Origin of the sequence: Methylocapsa polymorpha, assembly GCF_045689225.1 — a bacterium.
Taxonomy (GTDB): Bacteria; Pseudomonadota; Alphaproteobacteria; order Rhizobiales; family Beijerinckiaceae; genus Methylocapsa; species Methylocapsa polymorpha.
Window position 1 is genome coordinate 3,569,546 of record NZ_CP136862.1, and the last position, 24,234, is coordinate 3,593,779.

Annotated in this window: 34 protein-coding genes; 32 read left to right on the forward strand and 2 right to left on the reverse strand. The window is 60.0% G+C overall.

Annotated elements, in window-relative coordinates; genetic code table 11:
* Positions 1 to 99 precede the first annotated feature (99 nt).
* From serS to RZS28_RS16545, 28 genes are all read left to right on the forward strand, one after another.
* A complete protein-coding gene (serS, locus tag RZS28_RS16410; RefSeq protein ID WP_407338804.1) occupies positions 100 to 1,491 on the forward strand; it encodes a serine--tRNA ligase in 1,392 nt (463 codons plus the stop codon).
* A 471-nt stretch (positions 1,492 to 1,962) separates the two neighbouring features.
* A complete protein-coding gene (gene rpsL / locus RZS28_RS16415) occupies positions 1,963 to 2,334 on the forward strand; it encodes a 30S ribosomal protein S12 (protein ID WP_407338805.1) in 372 nt (123 codons plus the stop codon).
* A 90-nt stretch (positions 2,335 to 2,424) separates the two neighbouring features.
* Positions 2,425 to 2,895 carry a 30S ribosomal protein S7 gene (rpsG, locus tag RZS28_RS16420; protein WP_407338806.1) on the forward strand — a complete coding sequence of 157 codons (471 nt, stop codon included), beginning with the start codon at positions 2,425 to 2,427 and terminating at the stop codon, positions 2,893 to 2,895.
* Positions 2,896 to 2,937: 42 nt separating this feature from the next.
* Positions 2,938 to 5,013 carry an elongation factor G gene (gene fusA, locus RZS28_RS16425; RefSeq protein WP_407338807.1) on the forward strand — a complete coding sequence of 692 codons (2,076 nt, stop codon included), beginning with the start codon at positions 2,938 to 2,940 and terminating at the stop codon, positions 5,011 to 5,013.
* A 43-nt stretch (positions 5,014 to 5,056) separates the two neighbouring features.
* Entirely contained in the window at positions 5,057 to 6,247 is a 1,191-nt protein-coding gene (gene tuf / locus RZS28_RS16430; RefSeq protein ID WP_407338808.1) for an elongation factor Tu, read from the forward strand.
* Positions 6,248 to 6,383: 136 nt separating this feature from the next.
* A complete protein-coding gene (gene rpsJ / locus RZS28_RS16435; protein ID WP_026606368.1) occupies positions 6,384 to 6,692 on the forward strand; it encodes a 30S ribosomal protein S10 in 309 nt (102 codons plus the stop codon).
* 79 nt (positions 6,693 to 6,771) lie between these two features.
* Positions 6,772 to 7,503 (forward strand): 50S ribosomal protein L3, encoded by a 732-nt coding sequence (rplC, locus tag RZS28_RS16440; RefSeq protein WP_407338809.1) that lies wholly within the window; start codon positions 6,772 to 6,774, stop codon positions 7,501 to 7,503.
* The gene (rplD, locus tag RZS28_RS16445) at positions 7,500 to 8,120 is read left to right on the forward strand and encodes a 50S ribosomal protein L4 (RefSeq protein ID WP_407338810.1); all 621 of its coding nucleotides are present in this window, start codon (positions 7,500 to 7,502) and stop codon (positions 8,118 to 8,120) included. The genes rplC and rplD overlap by 4 nt, the downstream gene beginning before the upstream one ends.
* Positions 8,117 to 8,428, forward strand: a complete 312-nt coding sequence (locus RZS28_RS16450) for a 50S ribosomal protein L23 (protein WP_407338811.1) — start codon at positions 8,117 to 8,119, stop codon at positions 8,426 to 8,428. Before rplD ends, RZS28_RS16450 begins: the two co-directional genes overlap by 4 nt.
* Before the next feature lie 22 nt (positions 8,429 to 8,450).
* Positions 8,451 to 9,290 (forward strand): 50S ribosomal protein L2, encoded by an 840-nt coding sequence (gene rplB / locus RZS28_RS16455; RefSeq protein ID WP_407338812.1) that lies wholly within the window; start codon positions 8,451 to 8,453, stop codon positions 9,288 to 9,290.
* 2 nt (positions 9,291 to 9,292) lie between these two features.
* On the forward strand, positions 9,293 to 9,571 hold the full coding sequence (gene rpsS, locus RZS28_RS16460; protein WP_407338813.1) for a 30S ribosomal protein S19: 279 nt from the start codon (positions 9,293 to 9,295) through the stop codon (positions 9,569 to 9,571).
* A 2-nt stretch (positions 9,572 to 9,573) separates the two neighbouring features.
* On the forward strand, positions 9,574 to 9,957 hold the full coding sequence (rplV, locus tag RZS28_RS16465) for a 50S ribosomal protein L22 (RefSeq protein ID WP_407338814.1): 384 nt from the start codon (positions 9,574 to 9,576) through the stop codon (positions 9,955 to 9,957).
* Between the two features lie 10 nt (positions 9,958 to 9,967).
* The gene (rpsC, locus tag RZS28_RS16470; protein WP_407338815.1) at positions 9,968 to 10,690 is read left to right on the forward strand and encodes a 30S ribosomal protein S3; all 723 of its coding nucleotides are present in this window, start codon (positions 9,968 to 9,970) and stop codon (positions 10,688 to 10,690) included.
* A gap of 37 nt (positions 10,691 to 10,727) precedes the next feature.
* Positions 10,728 to 11,141, forward strand: coding sequence for a 50S ribosomal protein L16 (gene rplP, locus RZS28_RS16475; protein WP_407338816.1), 414 nt, complete (start codon positions 10,728 to 10,730; stop codon positions 11,139 to 11,141).
* Positions 11,142 to 11,154: 13 nt separating this feature from the next.
* Positions 11,155 to 11,367, forward strand: coding sequence for a 50S ribosomal protein L29 (rpmC, locus tag RZS28_RS16480; protein WP_407338817.1), 213 nt, complete (start codon positions 11,155 to 11,157; stop codon positions 11,365 to 11,367).
* Between the two features lie 58 nt (positions 11,368 to 11,425).
* Positions 11,426 to 11,668 (forward strand): 30S ribosomal protein S17, encoded by a 243-nt coding sequence (gene rpsQ, locus RZS28_RS16485; protein ID WP_407338818.1) that lies wholly within the window; start codon positions 11,426 to 11,428, stop codon positions 11,666 to 11,668.
* A 140-nt stretch (positions 11,669 to 11,808) separates the two neighbouring features.
* Entirely contained in the window at positions 11,809 to 12,177 is a 369-nt protein-coding gene (gene rplN, locus RZS28_RS16490) for a 50S ribosomal protein L14 (protein WP_026606357.1), read from the forward strand.
* Positions 12,177 to 12,494 carry a 50S ribosomal protein L24 gene (rplX, locus tag RZS28_RS16495; protein WP_407338819.1) on the forward strand — a complete coding sequence of 106 codons (318 nt, stop codon included), beginning with the start codon at positions 12,177 to 12,179 and terminating at the stop codon, positions 12,492 to 12,494. The genes rplN and rplX overlap by 1 nt, the downstream gene beginning before the upstream one ends.
* Before the next feature lie 187 nt (positions 12,495 to 12,681).
* Entirely contained in the window at positions 12,682 to 13,212 is a 531-nt protein-coding gene (gene rplE, locus RZS28_RS16500) for a 50S ribosomal protein L5 (RefSeq protein WP_407341152.1), read from the forward strand.
* A gap of 41 nt (positions 13,213 to 13,253) precedes the next feature.
* On the forward strand, positions 13,254 to 13,559 hold the full coding sequence (gene rpsN / locus RZS28_RS16505; protein ID WP_407338820.1) for a 30S ribosomal protein S14: 306 nt from the start codon (positions 13,254 to 13,256) through the stop codon (positions 13,557 to 13,559).
* A gap of 12 nt (positions 13,560 to 13,571) precedes the next feature.
* Positions 13,572 to 13,970, forward strand: coding sequence for a 30S ribosomal protein S8 (gene rpsH, locus RZS28_RS16510; protein WP_134488348.1), 399 nt, complete (start codon positions 13,572 to 13,574; stop codon positions 13,968 to 13,970).
* Between the two features lie 24 nt (positions 13,971 to 13,994).
* Entirely contained in the window at positions 13,995 to 14,528 is a 534-nt protein-coding gene (rplF, locus tag RZS28_RS16515; RefSeq protein ID WP_407338821.1) for a 50S ribosomal protein L6, read from the forward strand.
* A gap of 28 nt (positions 14,529 to 14,556) precedes the next feature.
* Complete coding sequence (gene rplR / locus RZS28_RS16520; RefSeq protein WP_407338822.1) at positions 14,557 to 14,919, forward strand: 50S ribosomal protein L18; 363 nt, start codon at positions 14,557 to 14,559, stop codon at positions 14,917 to 14,919.
* 86 nt (positions 14,920 to 15,005) lie between these two features.
* Entirely contained in the window at positions 15,006 to 15,581 is a 576-nt protein-coding gene (gene rpsE, locus RZS28_RS16525; RefSeq protein ID WP_407338823.1) for a 30S ribosomal protein S5, read from the forward strand.
* 12 nt (positions 15,582 to 15,593) lie between these two features.
* Positions 15,594 to 15,791 (forward strand): 50S ribosomal protein L30, encoded by a 198-nt coding sequence (rpmD, locus tag RZS28_RS16530; RefSeq protein WP_407338824.1) that lies wholly within the window; start codon positions 15,594 to 15,596, stop codon positions 15,789 to 15,791.
* A 26-nt stretch (positions 15,792 to 15,817) separates the two neighbouring features.
* A complete protein-coding gene (gene rplO, locus RZS28_RS16535; protein ID WP_407338825.1) occupies positions 15,818 to 16,312 on the forward strand; it encodes a 50S ribosomal protein L15 in 495 nt (164 codons plus the stop codon).
* A 264-nt stretch (positions 16,313 to 16,576) separates the two neighbouring features.
* Positions 16,577 to 17,905 carry a preprotein translocase subunit SecY gene (secY, locus tag RZS28_RS16540; protein ID WP_407338826.1) on the forward strand — a complete coding sequence of 443 codons (1,329 nt, stop codon included), beginning with the start codon at positions 16,577 to 16,579 and terminating at the stop codon, positions 17,903 to 17,905.
* Positions 17,902 to 18,483, forward strand: a complete 582-nt coding sequence (locus RZS28_RS16545; protein ID WP_407338827.1) for an adenylate kinase — start codon at positions 17,902 to 17,904, stop codon at positions 18,481 to 18,483. The genes secY and RZS28_RS16545 overlap by 4 nt, the downstream gene beginning before the upstream one ends.
* 71 nt (positions 18,484 to 18,554) lie before the next feature.
* Here RZS28_RS16545 and RZS28_RS16550 read toward each other — a convergent pair whose 3' ends face one another.
* Positions 18,555 to 19,004: an RrF2 family transcriptional regulator gene (locus RZS28_RS16550; RefSeq protein WP_407338828.1), complete on the reverse strand. Its 450-nt coding sequence runs from the start codon at positions 19,002 to 19,004 to the stop codon at positions 18,555 to 18,557.
* Positions 19,005 to 19,636: 632 nt separating this feature from the next.
* Between RZS28_RS16550 and RZS28_RS16555 the strand changes: the two genes are divergently transcribed.
* From RZS28_RS16555 to RZS28_RS16570, 4 genes are read left to right on the forward strand one after another with little or no spacing between them, the layout of a single operon-like run.
* Complete coding sequence (locus RZS28_RS16555; protein ID WP_407338829.1) at positions 19,637 to 20,482, forward strand: indole-3-glycerol phosphate synthase TrpC; 846 nt, start codon at positions 19,637 to 19,639, stop codon at positions 20,480 to 20,482.
* Between the two features lie 59 nt (positions 20,483 to 20,541).
* On the forward strand, positions 20,542 to 20,967 hold the full coding sequence (locus RZS28_RS16560; RefSeq protein ID WP_407338830.1) for an SxtJ family membrane protein: 426 nt from the start codon (positions 20,542 to 20,544) through the stop codon (positions 20,965 to 20,967).
* A 10-nt stretch (positions 20,968 to 20,977) separates the two neighbouring features.
* The gene (locus tag RZS28_RS16565) at positions 20,978 to 21,127 is read left to right on the forward strand and encodes a DUF5989 family protein (protein ID WP_407338831.1); all 150 of its coding nucleotides are present in this window, start codon (positions 20,978 to 20,980) and stop codon (positions 21,125 to 21,127) included.
* A 10-nt stretch (positions 21,128 to 21,137) separates the two neighbouring features.
* Positions 21,138 to 22,979 (forward strand): carbamoyltransferase, encoded by a 1,842-nt coding sequence (locus tag RZS28_RS16570; RefSeq protein ID WP_407338832.1) that lies wholly within the window; start codon positions 21,138 to 21,140, stop codon positions 22,977 to 22,979.
* Between the two features lie 69 nt (positions 22,980 to 23,048).
* Here the strand turns inward: RZS28_RS16570 and RZS28_RS16575 are convergent, their stop codons facing one another.
* Positions 23,049 to 24,233: an SGNH/GDSL hydrolase family protein gene (locus tag RZS28_RS16575; RefSeq protein ID WP_407338833.1), complete on the reverse strand. Its 1,185-nt coding sequence runs from the start codon at positions 24,231 to 24,233 to the stop codon at positions 23,049 to 23,051.
* Position 24,234: the final 1 nt, after the last annotated feature.

A 24,234-nucleotide genomic window follows, 5' to 3' on the forward strand; every position in this document is an offset into this window, starting at 1 on the left:
CACGAGGGCGCCTTAGGAGCCTAGCGAGCTCATCCTTCGAGACGCAGGCTTCGCCCGCTCCTCAGGATGAGGGCGTTTCCTATAATGGAATGAGTTTTTATGTACGATATCAAATGGATTCGCGATAATCCTGACGTCTTTGACAAGGGCCGGCAGAGGCGGGGGCTTGAGCCGCTAGCCGAAAAGCTTCTGGCGCTCGATGACGCCCGCCGCGCCGCGATCGCCAAATTGCAGGCCGCGCAAGAGCGCCGCAACGCGGCCTCCAAGGAAATCGGCCAGGCGATGGCCGCGAAGGATTTTCCCCGCGCGGACGCCTTGAAAGGTGAGGTCGCAGAGCTGAAGACGAGCTTCGCGACCTTCGAGGCCGAGGAGCGCGACGCTATCACCGCTCTTGACAAGGCCTTAGCCGAAATTCCTAATCTACCGCTTGAAGATGTTCCTTATGGCAAAGATGAAAACGACAATCCCGAGCTTCGCCGCGTCGGCGAACCGCCGGGCTTTTCGTTCCAGCCGAAAGAGCATTTCGACATAGGCGAAGCGCTCGGCCTGATGGATTTCGAGACGGCGACGAAAATCTCTGGCGCGCGCTTTGTCGTGAATAAGGGGCCTTTGGCGAGATTGGAGCGTGCGCTCGGGGCGTTCATGCTCGATCTGCACACGGGCGAGCATGGGTATACGGAAGTGAACCCGCCGATCCTTGTGCGCGGGGAAGCTATGTTCGGCACGGCGCAACTGCCGAAACTCGAGGAAGATCTATTCTGGGCAATTTCTGGCGAAAATTTCCATAAACAGGAGGGATTGTGGGAGGAAACTGAAGGAATGGCGACGCTTGATTTACAATTGGCGCTGCTAGGGTTCGAGACAAAGCTTAGAAAAAATAGATTTGGCCTCATCCCCACAGCCGAAGTCCCGCTCACCAATCTCGTGCGCGAATCGATCCTGGAAGAAAAACACCTCCCCATCCGCGTCACCGCCTGCACGCCTTGCTTTCGCGCTGAGGCGGGGTCGGCGGGGCGCGATACGCGCGGCATGATTCGCCAGCATCAATTCACCAAGGTCGAGCTTGTCTCCATCACGACGCCGGAAAACTCCCTCGCCGAGCATGAGCGTATGCTTGGCTGCGCCGAAGAAGTGCTGAAGCGCTTGGGGCTCGCCTATCGCGTGGTCACGCTTTGCACCGGCGACATGGGTTTCGCCTCGCAAAAAACCTATGACATCGAGGTCTGGCTGCCGGGGCAGGACCGCTATCGCGAGATTTCGTCCGTGTCCGTCTGCGGCGATTTCCAGGCGCGGCGGATGAATGCCCGCTATCGCCCCGAAGGCGCCAAGGTGACGCGATTCATCCATACGCTCAATGGCTCGGGCGTGGCCGTCGGCCGCGCGCTCGTAGCGGTGCTGGAGAATTACCAGAATGAAGACGGCTCCGTCGCGGTGCCCGATGCGCTGCGCCCCTATATGGGCGGCCTTACGAAGATCGAGCAAGCAAGATGAGCGGTGAGTATAAGGCCAATGCCTAAGCATGGCCGTTGGATGATTTTCGCTTCGCCGAAAACTCACCGAGGAGAAAACCGTTGCTTTTCGTGTCGAGAAGGGGTTGACGTGCTAACGCGACGTCACTAAGTTCCGCCCACCTCAGACAGGCAGTAGGTTTTTCTCTTCGGGACGTCGCGTCCTGAACCTTTCAAACCTAAACGCTGTCGGATTCAGCGACTGAATAGTCACACTATAGATCCAGGGCTTGGCCTTGGATCGCTCGGAGGCAAGACCGCAGCATTCGCGTGCCGTGGTCCTCTGCGCAAGTCCCAGCGCCAGAAGCCTTAAGCGGCTGTTGGCGCTGACTTATTTGCGTCTGTAAAACGCTGATCGGTCACGGGCGTGCGTTAGATTTGGGCGAATGCGGGATTTTGGAGCGGCCGGCTCCGCCCCACTGCGAAGATTTGGACTGTATTAGAAAGAACAAGCATGCCGACGATCAGTCAATTGATCCGCAAGCCGCGGCACGAAAAGACCTATCGCGAGAAGGCCCGCCATCTAGGGGCCTCGCCTCAGAAGCGGGGCGTCTGCACGCGCGTCTATACGACAACGCCGAAAAAGCCGAATTCGGCTTTGCGCAAAGTCGCCAAGGTGCGCCTGACCAATGGGTTCGAGGTGATCGGCTATATCCCGGGCGAGGGGCATAATCTGCAGGAGCATTCGGTCGTCATGATCCGCGGCGGCCGCGTCAAGGATCTGCCCGGCGTGCGTTATCACATTCTGCGCGGCGTGCTCGATACGCAAGGCGTCAAGAACCGCAAGCAGCGCCGCTCGAAATACGGCGCCAAGCGGCCGAAGTAAGCTTGTTTCGACATTTTGGGCTGGTCGAAATCACGCAACTGAACAGACTCGCCCAGCGTTGAAGTTTAATTTGGACGGAGCATAGAAAAGATGTCGCGCCGCCATAGCGCCGAAAAGCGGGAAGTCATCCCCGACGCCAAGTTCGGGGACGTCATTCTCACGAAGTTCATGAACTCGATCATGTATGACGGCAAGAAGTCGATCGCCGAGACGATCGTCTACAACGCCTTCGACATCATCGGGCAAAAGACCAAGTCGGAGCCGCTCGGCGTCTTCAAGCAGGCGCTGGAGAATGTCGCGCCGGCGATCGAGGTTCGCTCCCGCCGGGTCGGCGGCGCGACCTATCAGGTTCCGGTCGAGGTTCGCATGGAGCGGCGCCAGGCGCTTGCCATTCGCTGGATCATCACGGCCGCCCGCGCGCGCAACGACAAGACCATGGTCGACCGGCTTTCGGCGGAGCTGATGGACGCCGCCAACAACCGCGGCAACGCCGTAAAGAAGCGGGAAGACACGCATCGCATGGCGGAGGCCAACCGCGCCTTCTCGCATTATCGTTGGTAGAAAGCTTGTACGAAGCGGCCTTGCGCTTGAAGGGAATTTGTCATGGCTCGTAGCCATCCGATCGAGGACTACCGAAACTTCGGCATCATGGCCCACATCGACGCGGGCAAGACGACGACGACGGAGCGTATCCTCTATTATTCCGGCAAGTCGCATAAGATCGGCGAAGTCCATGACGGCGCTGCGACGATGGACTGGATGGAGCAGGAGCAGGAGCGCGGCATCACGATCACCTCCGCCGCGACCACGACGTTCTGGAACGGCAAGCGGCTCAACATCATCGACACCCCCGGCCATGTCGATTTCACGATCGAGGTCGAGCGTTCGCTGCGCGTGCTCGACGGCGCCGTATGCGTGCTCGACGGCAACCAGGGCGTCGAGCCGCAGACCGAGACTGTCTGGCGCCAGGCCGACAAATATCATGTTCCGCGCATCGTCTTCGTCAACAAGATGGACAAGATCGGCGCCGATTTTTATCGCTGCGTCGACGACATCAAGAATAAGGTCGGCGGGCGTCCGGTCTGCATCCAATTGCCGATCGGCTCGGAGTCCGATTTCAAAGGCGTCATCGATCTCGTCCGCATGAAAGCGGTCGTCTGGGAGGATGAGGCGCTTGGCGCCAAATATGCCGACGCCGAAATTCCGGCCGACCTGAAAGAGAAGGCTGAGGCATATCGCCACGACCTCTTGGAGGCGGCGGTCGAACTCGACGACGACGTGATGTCGGCCTATCTCGACGGCGTCGAGCCGGATGAAGCGACTCTGAAGCGTCTCATTCGCAAGGCCGTTCGTTACATCACGTTCATCCCGATCCTGTGCGGCTCGGCCTTCAAGAACAAGGGCGTTCAGCCTTTGCTCGATGCGGTCGTCGATTATCTGCCGTCGCCGGTCGATCGCGAGGCGATCAAGGGCGTCGATCTTGCGACCGGCGAAGAAGTCGTGCGCCTGCCGCGCGACGAAGATCCTTTCTCCATGCTCGCCTTCAAGATCATGGACGATCCTTTCGTCGGCACGCTGACCTTCGCGCGGGTCTATTCCGGGCATGTCGACTCCGGCACGACGGTGCTGAATTCGACCAAGGATAAGAAAGAGCGTATCGGGCGCATGCTTCTCATGCACGCGAACAATCGCGAGGATGTCAAGGAAGCCTATTCGGGCGACATTGTCGCGCTCGCCGGCCTCAAGGACACCCGCACGGGCGATACTTTGTGCGACCTGAACAAGCCGGTGATTTTGGAGCGCATGGAGTTTCCCGAACCGGTCATCGAGATCGCGATCGAGCCGAAATCCAAGGCGGATCAGGAGAAGCTCGGCGTCGCGCTGTCGAAGCTCGCGGCCGAGGATCCTTCCTTCCGGGTCTCGACCGATCAAGAGTCTGGCCAGACCATCCTGAAGGGCATGGGCGAGCTGCATCTCGACATCAAGGTCGATATTTTGCGGCGCACTTATAAGGTCGACGCCAATATCGGCGCGCCGCAGGTCGCCTATCGGGAAAAGCTGACGCGCCGAGTCGAGATCGATCACACCCACAAGAAGCAGACTGGCGGCACCGGACAATTCGCGCGGGTCAAGATAGTCTTCGAGCCGAATGAAGCCGGCAAAGGCAATAATTTCGAGTCGCAGATCGTCGGCGGCGCGGTGCCGAAGGAATATATCCCCGGCGTCGAGAAGGGCATCAACAGCGTCATGGGATCTGGCGTTCTCGCCGGCTTCCCGGTGGTCGATGTCAAGGCGACCCTGATCGACGGCGCATTCCACGACGTCGACTCTTCGGTGCTCGCCTTCGAGATCGCCGCGCGGGCGGCGTTTCGCGAAGCGCTGCAGAAGGGCGGCTCGGTTTTGCTCGAGCCGATCATGAAGGTCGAGGTGACGACGCCTGAAGATTACACCGGCTCGGTCATGGGCGACCTCTTGGGCAGGCGCGGCCAGGTCCAGGGACAGGACATGCGCGGCAATGCCGTGGTCATCAACGCCATGGTGCCTCTGGCGAATATGTTTGGTTACGTCAATCAGCTGCGGTCCTTCAGCCAGGGCCGCGCCAATTACACGATGCAATTCGATCATTATGAACAGGTCCCCGCGGGCGAGGCCGCGAAGGTGCAGGCGAAATACGCCTGATCCTGAGACGCAGCGCACGAGAAGATCCTAGAGGAGCCGGACGATGGGCAAGGAAAAATTTGCGCGGACAAAGCCGCATTGCAACATTGGGACGATTGGCCATGTCGACCATGGCAAGACGTCTCTAACGGCCGCGATCACGAAGGTCTTGGCCGAATCCGGCGGAGCGACCTTCACGGCCTATGATCAGATCGACAAGGCTCCGGAAGAGAAAGCGCGCGGGATCACGATCTCGACGGCCCATGTCGAATATGAGACGAAGAACCGCCATTACGCGCATGTCGATTGCCCCGGCCACGCGGATTATGTGAAGAACATGATCACCGGCGCGGCGCAGATGGACGGCGCGATCCTCGTCGTGTCCGCGGCCGACGGCCCGATGCCGCAGACGCGCGAGCATATTCTGCTCGCCCGTCAGGTCGGCGTTCCGGCGCTGGTTGTTTTCCTGAACAAGGTCGACATGGTGGACGACGCCGAGCTTCTCGAACTCGTCGAGCTCGAGGTCCGCGAGCTTTTGTCGAAATATGAATTCCCCGGCGACGACATCCCGATCACCAAGGGGTCCGCGCTTTGCGCTCTTGAGAACCGCAATCCCGACATTGGGCATGATGCGGTCCTCGCGCTGATGGAGACGGTGGACGCCTATATTCCGCAGCCGGAGCGTCCGATCGACCAGCCGTTCTTGATGCCCGTCGAAGACGTGTTCTCGATCTCCGGCCGCGGCACCGTCGTGACCGGCCGCGTCGAGCGCGGAATTATCAAGGTCGGCGAGGAAGTCGAGATCGTCGGCCTCAAGCCGACCGTGAAGACGACGGTGACCGGCGTCGAGATGTTCCGCAAGCTCCTGGATCAAGGACAGGCGGGCGACAATATCGGCGCGCTGCTGCGCGGCACCAAGCGCGAGGACGTCGAGCGCGGGCAGATCCTGTGCAAGCCCGGCTCCGTGAAGCCGCATACGAAGTTCAAGGCCGAGGCCTATATCCTCACCAAAGACGAAGGCGGCCGCCATACGCCTTTCTTCACCAATTACCGCCCGCAGTTCTATTTCCGCACCACGGACGTGACCGGCGTCGTGACCTTGCCGGAAGGCACTGAAATGGTGATGCCCGGCGACAATGTGACGATGGATGTCGAACTGATCGTCCCGATCGCGATGGAGGAGAAGCTGCGCTTCGCCATCCGCGAAGGCGGCCGCACCGTCGGTGCAGGCGTCGTCGCCTCGATTACGGAGTGACGCGGAGGCGCGTCGCTTTTGCCTAGATCAAAAGGCCCATAGGTCGCGCCCGCTTGGCGCGGCCGCATGGGAGCAGCGAGAAGCAGGATGAGATGGCAGCCGGAGAGTCCGAGGCTGGCCGACAGGGAATGAATTGATGAACGGCCAGAATATCCGCATTCGCCTCAAGGCGTTTGATCATCGGATCCTCGATTCTTCGACGAAGGAGATCGTTTCAACGGCGAAGCGGACGGGGGCGCAGGTTCGCGGCCCGATTCCGCTGCCGACGAAGATCGAGAAATTCACGGTGAACCGCTCGCCGCATGTCGACAAGAAATCGCGCGAGCAGTTCGAGATCCGCACGCATAAGAGGGTGCTCGACATCGTCGATCCGACGCCCCAGACCGTGGACGCGCTGATGAAGCTCGATCTCGCCGCGGGCGTCGATGTGGAGATCAAGCTTTAGCAGCCGGCGCTTTGAATAAGACGAACCCTCGCGTCTAGAGACGCTAGGGTCGCAAAAGTGGGTCTTGAAGGATTAAACCATGCGATCAGGTGTCATCGCGCAAAAGCTCGGCATGACCCGCGTCTTCACCGACGTTGGCGAACATGTGCCGGTCACCGTCTTGAAACTTCAAGGCTGTCAGGTCGTCGCGCATCGGACCAAGGAACAGAACGGCTATACCGCCGTCCAGCTCGGCATCGGCCGGGCCAAGGTGAAAAATGTGTCGAAGGCCGAGCGCGGCCGCTTTGCGGTCGCCAAGGTCGAGCCGAAATTGAAGCTCGCCGAGTTTCGCGTCGAGGAGGATGCGCTGCTTCCGGTCGGCGCGGAGATTACGGCGGATCATTTCGTCGTGGGTCAATTCGTCGATGTGACCGGTACGAGCACGGGCAAAGGGTTCGCCGGCGCCATGAAGCGCTGGAATTTCGGCGGCTTGCGCGCCACCCATGGCGTGTCGATCTCGCATCGCTCGCATGGTTCGACTGGCGGCCGGCAGGATCCGGGCAAGACCTTCAAGAACAAGAAAATGGCCGGCCATTTGGGAACCGAGCGGGTGACGACGCTGAATTTGCGCGTCGTCCAGCTTGATACTGAGCGCGGCCTGATCCTGGTCGAGGGGGCGGTTCCGGGCGTCGCCGGCGGCTGGATCTATGTTCGCGACGCGGTGAAAAAGGCGCTTCCGAAAGACGCGCCGAAACCCGGCAAATTTCGGCTGGCAAGCGAGGCGTCCGACGCCGCCCCGGCGGCCGAGGCGGCAACGGAGGCCAGCGCGTGAAGATCGACATCACTTCCCTTGACGGCGAGGCCGCAGGCTCGATCGATCTCGACGATTCGATTTTTGGTCTGGAGCCGCGTGAGGATCTCATCGCCCGGATGGTGCGCTATCAGCTCGCCAAACGGCGCGCGGGAACGCATAAGACGCTCGGCCGCGCGGAGATCGCGCGGACCGGCAAGAAATTATACAAGCAAAAAGGAACGGGCTCGGCGCGGCATGGCTCGGCGCGCGTGCCGCAGTTCCGCGGCGGCGGCCGCGCCTTCGGCCCGGTCGTGCGCTCGCATGCGCATGATCTGCCGAAGAAGGTTCGCGCCCTCGCCCTCAAGCATGCGCTTTCGGCCAAGGCCCAGGACGGCGAGATTATCGTATGGGCGGACGCCAAAGTCGCTGAAGCGAAGACCAAGGGGCTGAAGGCGAGCTTCGCCAAGCTCGGCCTGACCAACGCCCTGATTATCGACGGCGCCGAGCCGGAGGCGAATTTCAGCCTCGCCGCGCGCAACATTCCGCAAATCGACGTGCTGCCTGTGCAAGGCATCAATGTCTATGACATTCTCCGCCGCCAAAAGCTCGTTTTGACCAAGGCGGCGGTCGACGCTTTGGAGGCGCGCTTCAAATGAGCCCGGCGAAACTCGCCCTCGAGGCGCATCATTACGACGTGATCCTTGCCCCGGTCATCACCGAAAAGGCGACGCTCGCGTCGGAGGCCAATCAGGTGATCTTCAAGGTTCGGAAAACCGCGACCAAGCCGGAGATCAAGGCTGCCGTCGAGCGGCTTTTCGACGTCAAGGTCGAGAGCGTCAATACGCTCATCCGCAAGGGCAAAAGGAAAGTGTTCAAGGGGACGCGCGGCGTCCAATCGGACGTGAAAAAGGCGGTCGTGACCCTCGCCGAGGGCCATAAGATCGACGTGACGACCGGGCTTTGATTTCGATTTGAGGAGTGCGCCAATGGCGCTTAGAACATTCAAACCTGTCACGCCGAGCCTTCGCCAGCTTGTGATCGTGGACCGCAGCGACCTCTACAAGGGGAAGCCTGTGAAGCAGCTGACCGAGGGCAAATCGTCCTCGGGCGGGCGCAACAACAATGGCCGCATCACCGTGCGGTTTCGCGGCGGCGGCCACAAGCAGACCTATCGGATCATCGATTTCAAACGGCGCAAGCTCGACGTCCCGGCGAAAGTAGAGCGGATCGAATATGATCCGAACCGGACCTCCTTCATCGCCCTTATTCGCTACGCCGATGGAGAATTGTCCTACATTATCGCGCCGCAGCGGCTTGCGGTGGGCGACGAAGTCGTTTCGGGGGCCCAGGTCGACGTGAAGCCGGGCAACGCCATGGCGCTGGCAAATATGCCGGTCGGCACGATCGTGCATAATATAGAGATGAAGATCGGCAAGGGCGGCGCGATGGCGCGCTCCGCCGGAACCTACGCGCAGGTCGTCGGGCGCGACCAGGGCTATGTCATCGTTCGCCTCAATTCGGGGGAACAGCGGCTGATCCATGGCCAATGTTTCGCGACCGTGGGCTCGGTGTCCAATCCCGATCATATGAACGCCTCGATTGGCAAGGCCGGGCGGAGCCGCTGGCTCGGGCGCAGGCCGCATAATCGCGGCGTGACCATGAACCCGGTCGATCATCCGCATGGCGGCGGCGAAGGCCGGACCTCCGGCGGCCGCCACCCGGTGACGCCATGGGGTAAGCCGACTAAGGGCAAGAAAACGCGGTCGAATAAGTCGACCACCAAATTCATCGTGACCTCGCGTCACAAGAGCAAGAAGAAGGGCTGACCATGGCTCGCTCGATCTGGAAAGGCCCGTTCGTCGACGGTTATCTGCTCAAGAAGGCGGATGCCGCGCGCGGCTCGGGCCGCTCCGAAATCATCAAGATTTGGAGCCGCCGCTCGACCATTCTGCCGCAATTCGTCGGACTGACCTTCGGCGTCTACAATGGCCATAAGCATGTGCCTGTGTCCGTGACCGAAGAAATGATCGGCCATAAATTCGGTGAATTTTCGCCGACGCGGACCTTCCATGGTCATTCGGCGGACAAGAAAGCCAGGAGAGGCTGATCATGTCCAAGGAGAAAACCGAACGCGCGCTCAAGGACAATGAAGCCAAGGCCGTCGCCCGCATGCTGCGGGTGAGCCCGCAGAAGCTGAACCTTTTGGCGCAGCTCATCCGCGGCAAGAAGGTCGAGACGGCTTTGGCCGATCTCGAGTTTTCGCGCAAGCGCGTTGCTTTCGACGTGAAAAAGGCGCTCGAAAGCGCGATCGCGAATGCCGAGAACAACCATAGCCTCGATGTTGACGATCTCGTCGTGGCCGAGGCCTTTGTTGGCAAGGCGCTGGTGATGAAGCGCTTCAGCGCTCGAGCGCGTGGGCGGTCTGGCCGAATCCAGAAGCCTTTCTCGAATTTGACGATCATCTTGCGCGAAACCGGCGCAGCCGCGGCCTGAGGAGAGAACGATGGGACAGAAAGTCAATCCGATCGGCCTTCGGCTCGGCATCAACCGAACCTGGGATTCGCGCTGGTTCGCCGGCAAGGCCGAATATGGCAAGCTGCTGCACGAAGACATCGCGATCCGCGAAGCTCTTATGAAGAACCTCAAGCAGGCGGCTGTCTCGAAGATCATCATCGAACGGCCGCACAAGAAATGCCGGGTCACGATTCATTCTGCGCGTCCCGGCGTCGTCATCGGCAAGAAGGGCGCCGACATCGACAAGATCCGCAAGATGGTGGCGAAGCTGACCGATTCGGAAGTCCTTATTAATATCGTCGAGGTGCGCAAGCCCGAGATCGACGCGACTCTCGTCGCCGATTCGATCGCGCAGCAGCTCGAGCGCCGCGTCGCTTTTCGCCGGGCCATGAAGCGGGCGGTGCAATCCGCCATGCGGCTCGGCGCCGAGGGCATTCGGATCAATTGCTCGGGCCGTCTGGGAGGCGCCGAAATCGCCCGCCTCGAATGGTATCGGGAAGGACGCGTGCCTTTGCATACGCTGCGCGCTGATGTCGATTACGGCACCGCGACGGCGCATACGGCCTATGGCACTTGCGGCATCAAGGTCTGGATCTTCAAGGGCGAGATTCTGGAGCATGATCCTATGGCGCAGGACAAGAAGCTGAGCGAACAGGAACATTCCGGCGGCGGTGGCGGAGAGCGACGCCGGCGCGACCGCGACGCCGCCTGAGCAGGCGACGCGAATCCAAGTTGAGAGTTTTTGAATCATGCTGCAACCTAAGCGCACCAAATTCCGGAAGGCCTTCAAGGGCCGCATTCACGGCGCCTCGAAGGGCGGCTTCGAGCTGAATTTTGGTCAGTTCGGCCTCAAGGCCCTCGAGCCCGAGCGGATCACCGCGCGCCAGATCGAGGCGGCGCGGCGGGCGATGACGCGCCACATGCGTCGCGCCGGACGCGTCTGGATTCGCATTTTCCCGGATGTTCCCGTCTCGAAAAAGCCGACCGAAGTCCGCATGGGCAAAGGCAAGGGCGCGCCGGAATTATGGGCCTGCCGCGTTGCGCCGGGCCGCATCATGTTCGAGCTCGACGGCGTCCCAGTCGAGCTTGCGCGCGAGGCGCTTCTCCTCGCCGCCGCGAAATTGCCGATCAAGACGCGGTTCGTTCAACGGATCGTCGAGTAAAAAGGACAACGTCATGAAAGCGAAACAGCGTTTGTCCGACCTCAAGGTCATGTCCAGCGACCAGCTCGAGCAGGAAGTTTTGAACCTCAAGAAAGAGCAGTTCAATCTCCGCTTCCAGCGCGCCACCGGGCAGCTCGAAAATACGGCGCGCGTGCGCGTCGTGCGCCGCGATATAGCAAGGGTGAAGTCGCTCGCGGCGCAAAAGCGGCGCGAGAGCGCCAAATAGAGTTCGAATTAAGAGAGCGATCTCGACAGCAGAATTTGACAGATAGGTTTCAGAGACTATGCCGAAGCGAATTCTCCAGGGCGTCGTGGTGAGCGACAAGCAGGAAAAGACCATTGTCGTGAAGGTCGAGCGCCGTTTCACTCATCCGCTCTTGAAGAAGACGGTGCGGCGGTCGAAGAATTATCACGCCCATGACGAGGCGAAAGCCTTTAAGGTCGGCGATACGGTTTCGATCGAGGAGACCAAGCCGATCTCCAAGCTCAAGCGTTGGATCGTCTTGCCGGCGGCGGAAAAGGCCTGAGGCCAATCGGTTGAATTCAAGGGGCCGCCGCGATGGAGGCCGAAGCAGTTTTTGTGACGCGAGGAGGCGAAGCCTCCTTCAGACGTAGTCCGGCGACGAAATAGCTCCGGAAACCGCTCTGAGAAGAAAGGTGTGAGACGATGATACAGATGCAGACCAATCTCGACGTCGCCGATAATTCCGGCGCGCGCCGCGTGATGTGCATCAAGGTGCTCGGCGGCTCGAAGCGGAAATACGCCGGCGTCGGCGACATCATCGTCGTGTCGATCAAGGAAGCTATTCCGCGCGGCCGCGTCAAGAAGGGCGACGTGATGAAGGCCGTGGTGGTGCGCACCGCCAAGGACATCAAGCGGGCGGATGGGTCGGTCATTCGGTTCGACTCCAACGCGGCGGTCCTGATCAACAATCAGTCGGAGCCGATCGGCACCCGCATCTTTGGCCCGGTGCCGCGCGAATTGCGAGCCCGGAACCAGATGAAGATTATTTCGCTCGCGCCGGAGGTGTTGTGATGGCGGCGAAGATCAAGAAAGGCGACCGGGTCGTCGTGCTTGTCGGCCGCGACAAAGGGCGTTCGGGCGAGGTCATTCAGGTCATCCCGAAAGAGGGGCGCGCGCTTGTGCGCGGGGTCAATCTCGTCAAGCGGCATCAGAGCCAAACCGCGAAGCAGGAAGCAGGCATCATCACCAAAGAGGCGACGGTCCATTTGTCGAATCTCGCGGTCGCCGATCCCAAGGACGGCAAGGCGACGCGGGTCGGCTTCAAGATTCTTGATGACGGCCGCAAGGTGCGCTTCGCCAAACGTTCTGGAGATGTGATCGATGGCTGAGTCGAAGACAGGTAAGGGCGGAGCCAAGGGCGCCGCAAAAGGCGGCGGCAAGGCTCCCGCCAAACCCGCTCCAAAGGACACCGCCAAGGCCAAGAAGCCCAGCGGCGAAGGCGCGCGCAGGGAGCCGACGCAATATGCGACGGCTTCGGCGGAGGCGCTCGCCTCGCCGAAGGATTACGCGCCTCGGCTGAAGAAACATTACGAAGAGGTCGTTCGGCCGCAGCTCATAGAAGAGTTCGGGTATAAAAGCCCGTTCGCCGTGCCGAGCATCGAAAAAATCGTGCTGAACATGGGCGTCGGCGAGGCGGTGAACGACACCAAGAAGGTGACGCTCGCGGCGGCCGATCTCGGGCTGATCGCAGGTCAGAAGGCGGTGATCACGCGCGCCCGCAATGCGATCTCGACCTTCAAGGTCCGCGAGAACATGCCGATCGGGGCGAAGGTCACGCTGCGCAAGACGAGAATGTACGAATTTCTCGACAGGTTGGTCACGATTGCGCTTCCTCGCATTCGGGATTTCCGTGGCCTCAATCCCAAAAGCTTCGACGGCCGAGGCAATTTCGCCTTGGGCATCAAGGAACATATCGTGTTCCCGGAGATCAACTACGATCAGACCGAGAGCATCCTGGGAATGGACATTATTGTCTGCACCACGGCAAAATCAGACGAAGAGGCGCGCGCCCTTTTGCGCGCATTCAACTTCCCGTTCCGGCAGTGAGACGAGATCGTTTCAGACGCGGCGACTAGAGGTAGAGGTTCATGGCGAAAAAAAGCTCGATCGAAAAGAACAAGCACCGCATCAAGCTGGTCAAGCAATATGCCGGCCGGCGCCGCCGTTTGAAAGCGGCGGCCAATGATGAGGCCTTGACCTTCGAAGAGCGGTTCGCGGCGCGGCTCAAATTGGCGGAGCTGCCGCGGAATTCCGCGGCGGTGCGGATTCGTAACCGGTGCGAAGTTAGCGGGCGGCCGAGGGCCTTCACGCGGAAAATGAAGATGTCGCGCATCGCGCTTCGGGAATTAGGCTCGAAGGGCCTCATCCCCGGCCTTGTGAAGTCGAGCTGGTAGGAGGAACGGATCATGGCAGTGAACGATCCGTTGGGCGATATGCTGACCCGTATCCGCAACGCCCAGATGCGCCGCAAGGGAAAGGTGCAGACTCCGGGATCGAGGCTTCGCGCCCATGTTCTCGATGTGCTGCAATCGGAAGGCTATATTCGCGGATATTCGACGACGGAATATGGCAATGGCCGCACGGAATTTGAGATCGAGCTCAAGTATTTCGACGGCTTGCCGGTGATCCGCGAGATTCAGCGCGTGTCGAAGCCCGGCCGGCGCGTCTATGCCGCGGTCGACGCGATGCCCCGGGTCGCGAACGGGCTCGGCATCACGATCATCTCCACTCCCAAGGGCGTGATGGCCGATCACGCCGCGCGGGAAGCAAATGTCGGCGGCGAAGTCCTGTGCAAGGTCTTCTGAGCGCGAAAACGAGGAAAACGGTTTATGTCTCGCATCGGAAAGAAGCCGGTCGCCCTTCCAGCCGGCGTCACGGCCAAGGTCGAAGGCCAATCCATCTCGGTGAAAGGCGGCAAGGGCGCGCTGTCCTTCACTGCGCCGGATGACGTCAGCGTGACCTTCGCCGACAATCAGATCGCCGTATCGCCGCGCAATGAAACCAAGCGGGCGCGCGCGATGTGGGGCATGACTCGGTCAATGGTCAATAATCTCGTGATCGGCGTCTCCAAAGGCTTCGAGCGCAAGCTCGAGATCACGGGCGTCGGATATAAGGCTGCGGTCGCCGGGAAAAACCTTCAGCTGTCGCTCGGCTATAGCCATGACGTGAATTTCCCCATTCCCGAAGGCATCGCGATTGTCGCGCCGAAGCCGACGGAAGTGTCGATCAGCGGCATAGACAAGCGCCAGGTCGGCCAGATCGCGGCCGAGATCCGCGCCTTGCGTCCGCCCGAGCCGTATAAGGGCAAGGGCGTGAAATATTCCGGCGAATTCATCTTCCGCAAGGAAGGCAAGAAGAAGTAAGACAATAGAGCTTTGAGGAGCCAGCGTCATGGCGAAGGATAATGTGGCCACAGCCCGGCGCCAAGCTCGGGTGAGACGGACGCTTCGCGCGCGAGCCCATGGCAAGCCGCGGCTTTCGGTTTTTCGTTCGTCGAAACAGATCTATTGCCAGATCATCGACGATGCGGCGGGGCGCACTTTGGCGTCTGCTTCGTCGCTTGAAAAAATCAATCGCGAAAGCCTGAAGACCGGAGCCACGGTCGAGGCCGCGAAGGCGATTGGCAAGTTGATCGCCGAGCGGGCGACGCAAGCGGGCGTCAAGGAAGTCGTGTTCGATCGCGGCGCCTATATGTATCATGGGCGTGTCAAAGCCCTGGCGGAGGGCGCGCGCGAAGGCGGGCTCAGCTTTTGACGGCATGCGCAAAAATGCGGCGAAGCGGGATTGAGTCGCCGCTCCGACGCGGGATTGGAAAACGGAATTGAAAACGGAACAAAGACATGGCGCGTGAGGGTGAAGGCGGCCGCGGCCGCGATCGGGATCGCGAAGAGCGCGACAGCGAATTCGTGGATCGTCTGGTCCACATCAATCGCGTCGCCAAAGTGGTCAAGGGCGGCCGTCGGTTCGGCTTCGCCGCGCTCGTCGTCGTCGGCGACCAGAAAGGCCGCGTCGGCTACGGCCACGGCAAGGCTCGCGAGGTGCCGGAAGCGATCCGGAAGGCGACCGAGTCGGCCAAGCGCGCGCTGATCCGGGTTCCCCTCCGCGAGGGGCGCACCTTGCATCATGACGTCAATGGTCGTCATGGGGCGGGACGCGTGGTGCTGCGGGCGGCGCCCGCCGGAACCGGCATTATCGCAGGCGGTCCGATGCGCGCGATTTTCGAAACGCTCGGCATGCATGACGTCGTCGCCAAATCGCAAGGATCGTCGAACCCCTACAACATGATCCGCGCGACCTTCGACGCCCTGCAAAGAGAGGATTCGCCGCGCGCGGTCGCAGCCCGCCGCAACCTCAAAGTCTCCACGCTTCAGGCGCGGCGCCAGGGCGGCGAGGCCGAAGCCGTTAGCGAAGCCTAAGGAGCCACTATCGTGACGACGACGTCGCCAGCCAAAATTACGGTCGAGCAGACCAAAAGTCCGATTGGGCGGCCCTCCGACCAGCGCGCGACGCTCGTTGGGCTGGGCCTCAATAAGATCGGCCGCCGGTCCTCGCTTGAAGACACCCCCGCCGTGCGCGGCATGATCGCGAAAGTCGCTCATCTCGTCCGCATCGTCGAAACCGCGTAAGACGAGATCAGGTGAGGACGGAACCTATGAAACTCAACGATATTTTTGATAATTATGGGGCCTCCAAGCCGCGTATGCGGGTTGGGCGCGGCATCGGCTCCGGCAAGGGCAAAACCTGCGGACGCGGCGTCAAGGGACAGAAGGCGCGAACCGGCGTCGCCATTAAAGGCTTCGAAGGCGGTCAGATGCCGCTGCATCGGAGGCTGCCGAAGCGCGGCTTCTGGAACCCGTTTTCGACGGACTATAATGAAGTCAATCTCGGGCGCATTCAGGCGGCGGTTGACGCGGGCAAGATTGATCCGGCGAACCCCGTGACGATCGAGTCGCTCATTGCGGGCGGCGTCTGCTCGAAGCGGCGCGACGGCGTCAAGATCCTGGGCGTCGGGGTCCTCACGACAAAGCTTACGTTCGATGTCGCGGCGGCGTCGAAGAGCGCAGTGGCTGCGATTGAAGGCGCGGGGGGATCGATCAAGCTTTCAGCGGTTGCAGCCGAAGCTGAGCCGCCGGCTGATCCGGCCTGAGTTTTTGTCGCATGGCGAGGGCTTTTGATCGTCGCCATTCACGACATATGATGCAAGTCGGTCGAGGCCGCTCCTCATGACGCCAGTGGATCGGGCCGCCTTTCGACTTTGATCGAGTTTGCGCCGGCTAGCCCGAGGGGGCCGTCGCGGTTGAGCTCTACGACGGCGGCTCGCCATGGAAAGCCAAGGCTTTCGTGGTCCGCGACTTTTGTTGTAATTAAAAGAACGAATGTTCTGGCGCCCTGCGCGCCTCGGGAGCAATAAATGGTATCGGCGGCAGAGCAGCTTGCGGCAAATGTGAACTGGGGCGCGTTCGCCAAGGCCGAGGAGCTCAAGAAGCGCATCTGGTTCACGCTCGGCGCGCTGATCATCTATCGTCTCGGCACCTATATTCCCCTGCCTGGCATCGACCCCGCCGCCTTCGAGGCGAGCTTCACCAATAATCGGCAGGGCGTTCTTGAATTGTTCAATATGTTCGCTGGCGGCGCCGTCCAGCGCATGGCGATCTTCGCCTTGAACATCATGCCCTATATCTCCGCGTCCATCATCATCCAGCTCTTGACCTCGGTCTTTCCGACGCTGGAAGCCTTGAAAAAGGAAGGCGAGTCCGGACGCAAGGTCATCAATCAGTACACGAGATATCTGACCGTCGTGCTCGCGGCGTTCCAGGCCTATGGAATATCGATCGGACTGGAAGGGCAGGCGGGCGTCGTCACCGAGCCGGGGCTTTTCTTCCGCCTGTCCACGGTCCTGACCCTGATGGGCGGCACGATGTTTCTGATGTGGCTCGGCGAGCAGATCACCTCGCGAGGCATAGGCAATGGCTCTTCCTTGATCATCTTCGCCGGCATTGTCGCCGCGTTCCCGTCGGCGATCGTGAATACTTTGGAGCTTGGGCGCCAGGGCGCGATCTCGACCGGACTCATCATCGGCGTGATGATCATGTCGGTTGGCGTGGTCGCCTTTATTGTTTTCATGGAGCGGGCGCAACGGCGGCTCCTGATTACCTACCCCAAGCGGCAGCAGGGCAATAAAATCTATGAAGGTCAGACCTCATTTCTGCCGCTGAAGCTGAATACGTCGGGCGTCATTCCGCCGATCTTCGCCTCCTCGCTGCTCCTCCTGCCGACGACGATCGCCAATTTCTCTCAGAACCAAGGCGGCATTCTCGCGACCATCACGACCTATCTTGGACATGGCAGGCCGCTCTACCTCATCGCTTATGTCTCGCTTATCGTGTTTTTTGCGTTTTTTTACACAGCGATCGTCTTCAATCCGACCGAGACCGCCGATAATCTCAAGAAGCATGGCGGCTTCATTCCGGGGATTCGGCCGGGCGAGCGGACGGCGCAATATATTGATACGATCCTGATGCGGATCACTGTCCTCGGCGCCGGCTATCTCGCGCTAATCTGCCTTTTGCCCGAAATGCTGATTTCCTACGCCGCGCTCCCATTTTACTTTGGCGGCACATCGCTTCTCATTGTCGTCAGCGTCACAATGGATACGGTCGCTCAGATTCTCGGGCACCTGCAGGCGCACCAATACGAGGGACTGGTCAAGAAAGCCAAATTGCGAGGGAGGCGCAGATGAGGCTAGTTTTTCTTGGACCGCCCGGCGCCGGCAAGGGCACCCAATCGGCGCGGCTCAAGGAGAAGTATCGGATTCCGCAACTGTCGACGGGAGACATGTTGCGCGAGGCGGTGAAGGCCGCCACCCCGATCGGGCTTACCGCCAAGGCGATCATGGATGCGGGCGGGCTCGTGTCGGACGACACGGTGGTGAGCATCGTCGCTGACCGCATTTCCGCGCCGGACGCCAAGGTCGGTTTTATCCTCGATGGGTTCCCGCGGACAGTCAAACAGGCCGAAGCCTTGACCAAAATGCTCCGCGCCAAGAACATGGATCTCGACGCCGTCATCGAACTCAAGGTTGACGAGGAAGCGCTTCTCGCGCGGATCGAGCAGCGAGCGAAAGAAACCATCGCCTGCGGCGCGCCTGTTCGCGCGGACGACAATCCTGAGGCTTTTAAGACCCGCCTCGACGCCTATCGGGCGCAAACGGCGCCAGTGTCGGCCTATTACGCAGAAAAAGGGGCCTTGAAGACAATCGATGGCATGGCGCCGGTCGACGCGGTATCGGACGCCATCGCGAAAGCGCTAGGCGGCTGAGGCTCGGCCGCGCCGCCCTTCGGCCGAGCAGGCCTCGATTTTAGCGGATCGGCCTGCGCCAAATATAAGCTTCAAATATAATACATCAGATGCGCTTCATCGCTTTCGCTCAGCGCGCGCATTTCGGCGAGCGTGCGATTGTCGAGAACGGTCGCGATCGCGTTACGGGCTTCGAGCATGATGAGCCGGACGCAACAATGTTTCTCATCCGCGCAATCGTCGCAGCGGCGATACGAGGTCTTGCTCGCGCATTGAATGGGCGCAAGCGGACCGTCGAGGACCCGAACAATATGGCCGACTCTGATGTCATGCGCTGGCCGAGCCAAAGTATAGCCGCCGCCTTTGCCCTTCTTTGAATTGACGAAGCCTGCGTTGCGTAGTTCGCCTAAAATCGTGTCGAGAAACTTCTTAGGGATCTCATTCGAGACCGCGATATCCGTCACAAGCGTCGCCTCGCCCGGCGGACGTCCGGCAAGGTGAACCATCGCCTTCAAACCGTATTTGCCTTTTTTTGTGAGCATTCGAACTCCGATGGGAATTTCCCTTGGCTTCAGTCGATGACGAGCGAAGGGGCCGCATTTGTTCGTATGTTTAGGGATATTGGGCTGGTCCGCAAATGTCCATCATATTTATAGGCTTACATCAAAAAACTGCTCATTTTTTGCGCTTCTGCACCGAAAAAGCGTCATCTTGCGTGTGGTTCTATTTATAACTAAGGTCAAGCTCAGCGGCCGTCTGAGCATCCGCTTTCCGGATCAGCATGGACATTGCTTGTTAGGAAATACCATTATTTTTAATAAATTAGCATTTTTTCTTAATGTCTTTCATTGTGCTGTGCGCGAGGCGGATGAGGCGGGCGGGATGCCGCCATTAATGGCGGCGCAAGCTTGGCTTAAACGGTCTAGTAATTCGTTTTCGACGATTGTGCGCCGAACTGGAAATTAGGCGGCGCCTCGGCCGCGCTCCGGCATGGGACTTGTTCTGGCGCGGCGGAAGTGACAAAAGGTGCCGGTCCCGAATCGGGGGCTCGAGTCTGTCGCGTTGATCGTCAAGGCCAAAGCGTTGCAAAAGAAAGCGAAACGAAGTGATCCATTCGACGCCGCCCAGCCGGGCGGGCGCAGAAGCTTGGCGGCTTTCGGGAAAGGCTCGATGAATGACCGCTGCTGATGGAACGTCGATTGGGCCCCGCCTCAAGCCGATCATTGAGCAACGCCAGGCCGACGTCGATAAGGCGAAGGCGAAGCGCTCCGCCGGTGCGTTGACCGGCATGATCGGCGAAGCGCCGATGACCAGGGGCTTTCTTGGCGCTCTGTATGAACGCTTTGTCACCACTGGCAAGCCGGGGGTCATCGCCGACATCAGGGGCGCGTCGCCGCTGTCGAAATCGACCAGGTCGCGCGTTGATGTGATGGAGCTCGCCGAGGATTTCCGCGACGCTGGCGCGACCTGCATTTCGGCTTCGCCTGATCGCCGTTTTTTTCGCGGCAGCGTCGCCGATCTCGCGACCGCGGGGGCCGCCAATCTTCCCATTCTCAGCAATGACGTCGTCGTCGACATCTATCAAGTCTACGAGGCTCGCTACGCCGGCGCCGATGCGATCTTGCTGATCGTCAGCATACTTGGCGATCGGATCACCGAATTCATGGCGCGCGCGCAATCGGTCGCGCTCGACCCTTATGTCGAAATCCGCAACGAGGCGGAACTGGAGCTGGCCCTGGCCGCCGGCGCAAGCCTTATCGCGGTCAACAATCGAGACCTCGAGACCCTCGAGCTCGACATGACCGTTTGCGAAAATCTATTGCCGAAGATTCCCGTGGACCGAGTTTTTGCGGTGGCCTCGGGCGGGGTCAAAAGCCTCGAGGATATCGAAAAAATGGCTAAATTAGGCGCCAAGGCGGTGCGGGTCGCGGGCGCGCTCATGGAAGCCAAGGATCCTTATGACGCGCTGCACACGCTTTTGGGCACGACGCCGCCCGAGGATGAGCCGGAAGAGGCCTGATCGGCTATAGGCGCGCCTCCATGATCCGAGGAGGAAGAACAACTGAACGACGGAGCATTATGCAAACACATGAAACGGTTCTGAGCTTCCGCAAGATCGCCATCGGATCGAATCGGAAATTCGGCCTCACCTTCGGCGTCATATTCGCCATCTTGGGCGTCTGGCCATTGCTGCGACACGCCGATTCGCCAAGATGGCCGCTGATCGTCCTTTCCGTTGCATTCCTGATTGTCGCGATTTTCCTTCCAAATTGGCTGACCCCGCTCAACCGCGCATGGTTCAAGCTCGGCTTCGCTTTGAACAAGATCGCCAATCCGATCATCATGGGCGTTCTTTTCTTTGGGGCGGTCGTCCCCATGGGCTGGTTCTTGCGCAAGAAGGGCGAGGATCTTCTGCGCTTGGAAATGAAGCCGGACGCCGAGACCTATTGGATCGAGCGTCAACCGCCGGGGCCTGCGCAAGGCACTTTGACAAAACAGTTTTAAGGGAGCGCCCATGTCAATCTTTAGCGAGCTTTTCGAGTTCTTGGGGGCGCGGAAGAAATTCTGGCTGCTCCCTCTTCTGGTTCTCTTTCTGATCGTTGGCGGCTTGTTCGTGCTGAGCCAGGGCTCCGTCGTCGCGCCTTTCATTTATACTCTATTTTGATCGGATCGAGATGCTCGTTCTCGGCATTTCCGCCTTCTATCACGATAGCGCCGCCGCGATGGTTCGCGACGGCCAGATTATCGCCGCGGCCCAGGAAGAACGGTTCACCCGGAAGAAGCATGATCCGAGCTTCCCCGCCAACGCCATTCGCTATTGCCTCGATGAGGCCAAGGCTTCCGGCGAGACTGTCGATCGCGTCGTCTTCTACGAAAAGCCGTTCCTGAAGTTCGAGCGGCTGATCGAAACCTATCTCGCTTTCGCGCCGCGCGGCTTTGGCTCCTTTCGCAAGTCCATGCCGCTATGGATCGGCGAAAAGCTATTTCAGCGCGATCTTCTTTTGCGCGAGCTCAAAGAGATTTCGCCGGCGCTTGGCGAACAAGGCAAGTTGCGCTTTTCGGAACATCATTTTTCGCACGCGGCTTCGGCCTATTACCCTTCGCCGTTCCAATCGTCGCTGGTCTTGACGATGGACGGCGTAGGCGAGTGGGCGACGACGTCGGCCGCGATCGGCCAAGGCGACAATCTGGCGATCTTCAAGGAAATTCATTTCCCGCATTCGCTCGGCCTGCTCTATTCGGCTTTCACCTATTACACCGGGTTCAAGGTCAATTCCGGCGAATATAAAGTCATGGGTCTCGCGCCCTATGGCGAGCCGAAATACGCCAAGGCCATTTTCGACAATCTGATCGACGTGAAGCCGGACGGCTCCTTCCGGCTGAATCTCAATTATTTCTCCTATTGCACCGGCCTCACGATGACCGATCGTCGTTTCGACGCGATTTTCGGCGGGCCTCCGCGCCGCGCCGATGAGCCGCTCGAGCAGAAGCACATGGATCTCGCAGCCTCTATTCAGGCGGTGACGGAGGAGGTGGTGCTGCGTCTGACGCGCTCGCTTGCGGCCGAAACGGGGCATCGCAATCTGTGCCTCGCCGGCGGCGTCGCTCTCAATTGCGTCGCCAATGGCAAGGTGCTTCGAGATGGCCGGTTCGACAGGATTTTCGTCCAGCCGGCCTCCGGCGACGCCGGCGGCGCCCTCGGCGCGGCGCTTGCTGTCTATTATGACGAGACTCGTGGCGGCGACGCGGCTAGGGTCGTGAAGCAGCCGGATGCGATGCAAGGCGCCTTCCTTGGGCCGAGCTACGAGCAAGCCGACATTGAACGGCGGCTGGAGGCGGTTGGCGCGGTCTTTAGCGTGGTCGACGATAATTCCGTTATCGAAAAAACAGCGGCGGCTCTCGCCAGCGGGCAGGCTGTCGGCTGGCATCAAGGCCGGATGGAGTTTGGCCCGCGTTCGCTCGGCAATCGTTCGATCCTCGGCGATCCGCGCTCGCCCACAATGCAGAAGGCGCTCAATCTCAAGGTGAAATACCGTGAGAGCTTTCGCCCCTTTGCGCCGGCGGTGCTGCGCGAGCGGGTCTCGGACTGGTTCGCGCTCGATGCGGATTCGCCCTATATGCTTCTGGTCGCTAACGTCAAATCAGAGCGTTGCCGCAAGATGTCGGCCGAGGAGCAGGCGCTTTTCGGCATCGACAAGCTGAATATATTGCGCTCGGATATTCCAGCCGTCACCCATGTCGACTATTCGGCTCGCATCCAGACTGTCCACAAGGAGACGAATCCGCGCTATCACGCGTTGATCAGCCGTTTCGAGCAATTGACAGGCTGTCCGGTTCTGGTGAACACGAGTTTCAACGTCCGCGGCGAACCGATCGTCTGCACGCCGGAGGATGCTTTTCGTTGCTTCATGGGATGCGAAATCGAGTTCCTGGCGGTCGGAAACTGCATTCTGCACAAAGAGCAACAGAATCCCGATCTTGCACGCGACTACAAGAGCGCTTTCGAACTCGATTGAGAGAGGGCTAAGAGCATTTTCAACCGAAACGGATCCGGGTTCGCGTGAAGAAAATGCGATAAAGCTTCTCTAGGGTGCGCGCTCCTGGCTCGAGACCAGCGCGCTGGACGCATGGGTCTCGATCAAATCCTTCAGCATCGCGGCCCTGAGACGGTTCGCGAGCGGCGTCGGATGGCCATCGCCCTCGATTTGAATCTTGGCCCCGGCGGCTTCCTCTTTCTTGAGCGAAACATCCAAGACAAGCGCGCCGCCCTCTCTCAGCCGCGCAATGATCGCGTCATTGTCGAATCCGGTGCCAGGGAGATAGTTTCCAGCCGCGGCCATGAATGGGATGACTGTCTCGGCGCCATATTTCTCCTTGGCCAGGCGCACGGCAGCAAGCAGGATTCTGATGTAGGTTTCGATGTCGTCGCCCGTGAGCTTGCTCCCAAGGGGCGCGACGAACGTGCGATAGGAAGCCGAATTCCAAAGCCATTCCTGCAGCGATAGGCTCGCGCCTTCATAACAGGTCCCTTTGAACCGGACTTCGTCGGTCTCGACCACATAGCGCGGCGCATGAAGCACCCAAGAGACTTTGCAAGCTGTCCGCTCGGCGTGCCAGGGCGTCGTCATGAAAACGAACAGCTTTGGCTGCGGGCCGATAATCGGATCAAAAAGGCCGGTTTCGAGCGCGCGCAGAAACTGCTGCGGCCCATAGCCGCCGAAAGCGAGATTGAGAACTCGGCCCTTGCGATCGAGAGCGTCGGCGAACGCCTGCGGCAGCGTATCGGCGTCGTTTACGCCCAGCCCGAACGTCATGGAGTCGCCAAAAAATGCTATCGTTGGATCGGTGTCGCTCGATCGCGTCTGACGCAGGAGATTGTCGTCTATCGTGTAATCGACGCTGTAGATAATGGCGCCGGTATTCGGATCGATTTTTTCGGAGTGGAAGAGCCCGGCGCGTCCAGGCCCCCAGCCGATCACGGGCCGGCGAACCGTATATCCATCCGTCGAAACGATCATCTGTTTCGGCTCAATGAAATAGGCGACGCCCTCGACGACCGCGGCGCCGAAGGTGAGCGAGGCGACCATCAGCAGAAGATCGCGCAATTTGCCGCGCGCGAGCGAAGCCACGTCCGCGAGAAGCAAAAAAACGAAGATGATGCTGAGCAGCCGAAAATAATCGGGAAAGTGCCGCGTCTCAGTCCATATGACAAACCAGATCAAAATCGGCAAAGCCGCGAGACGGAGCGTGAGGGAGAGCTTGCTAGCCATA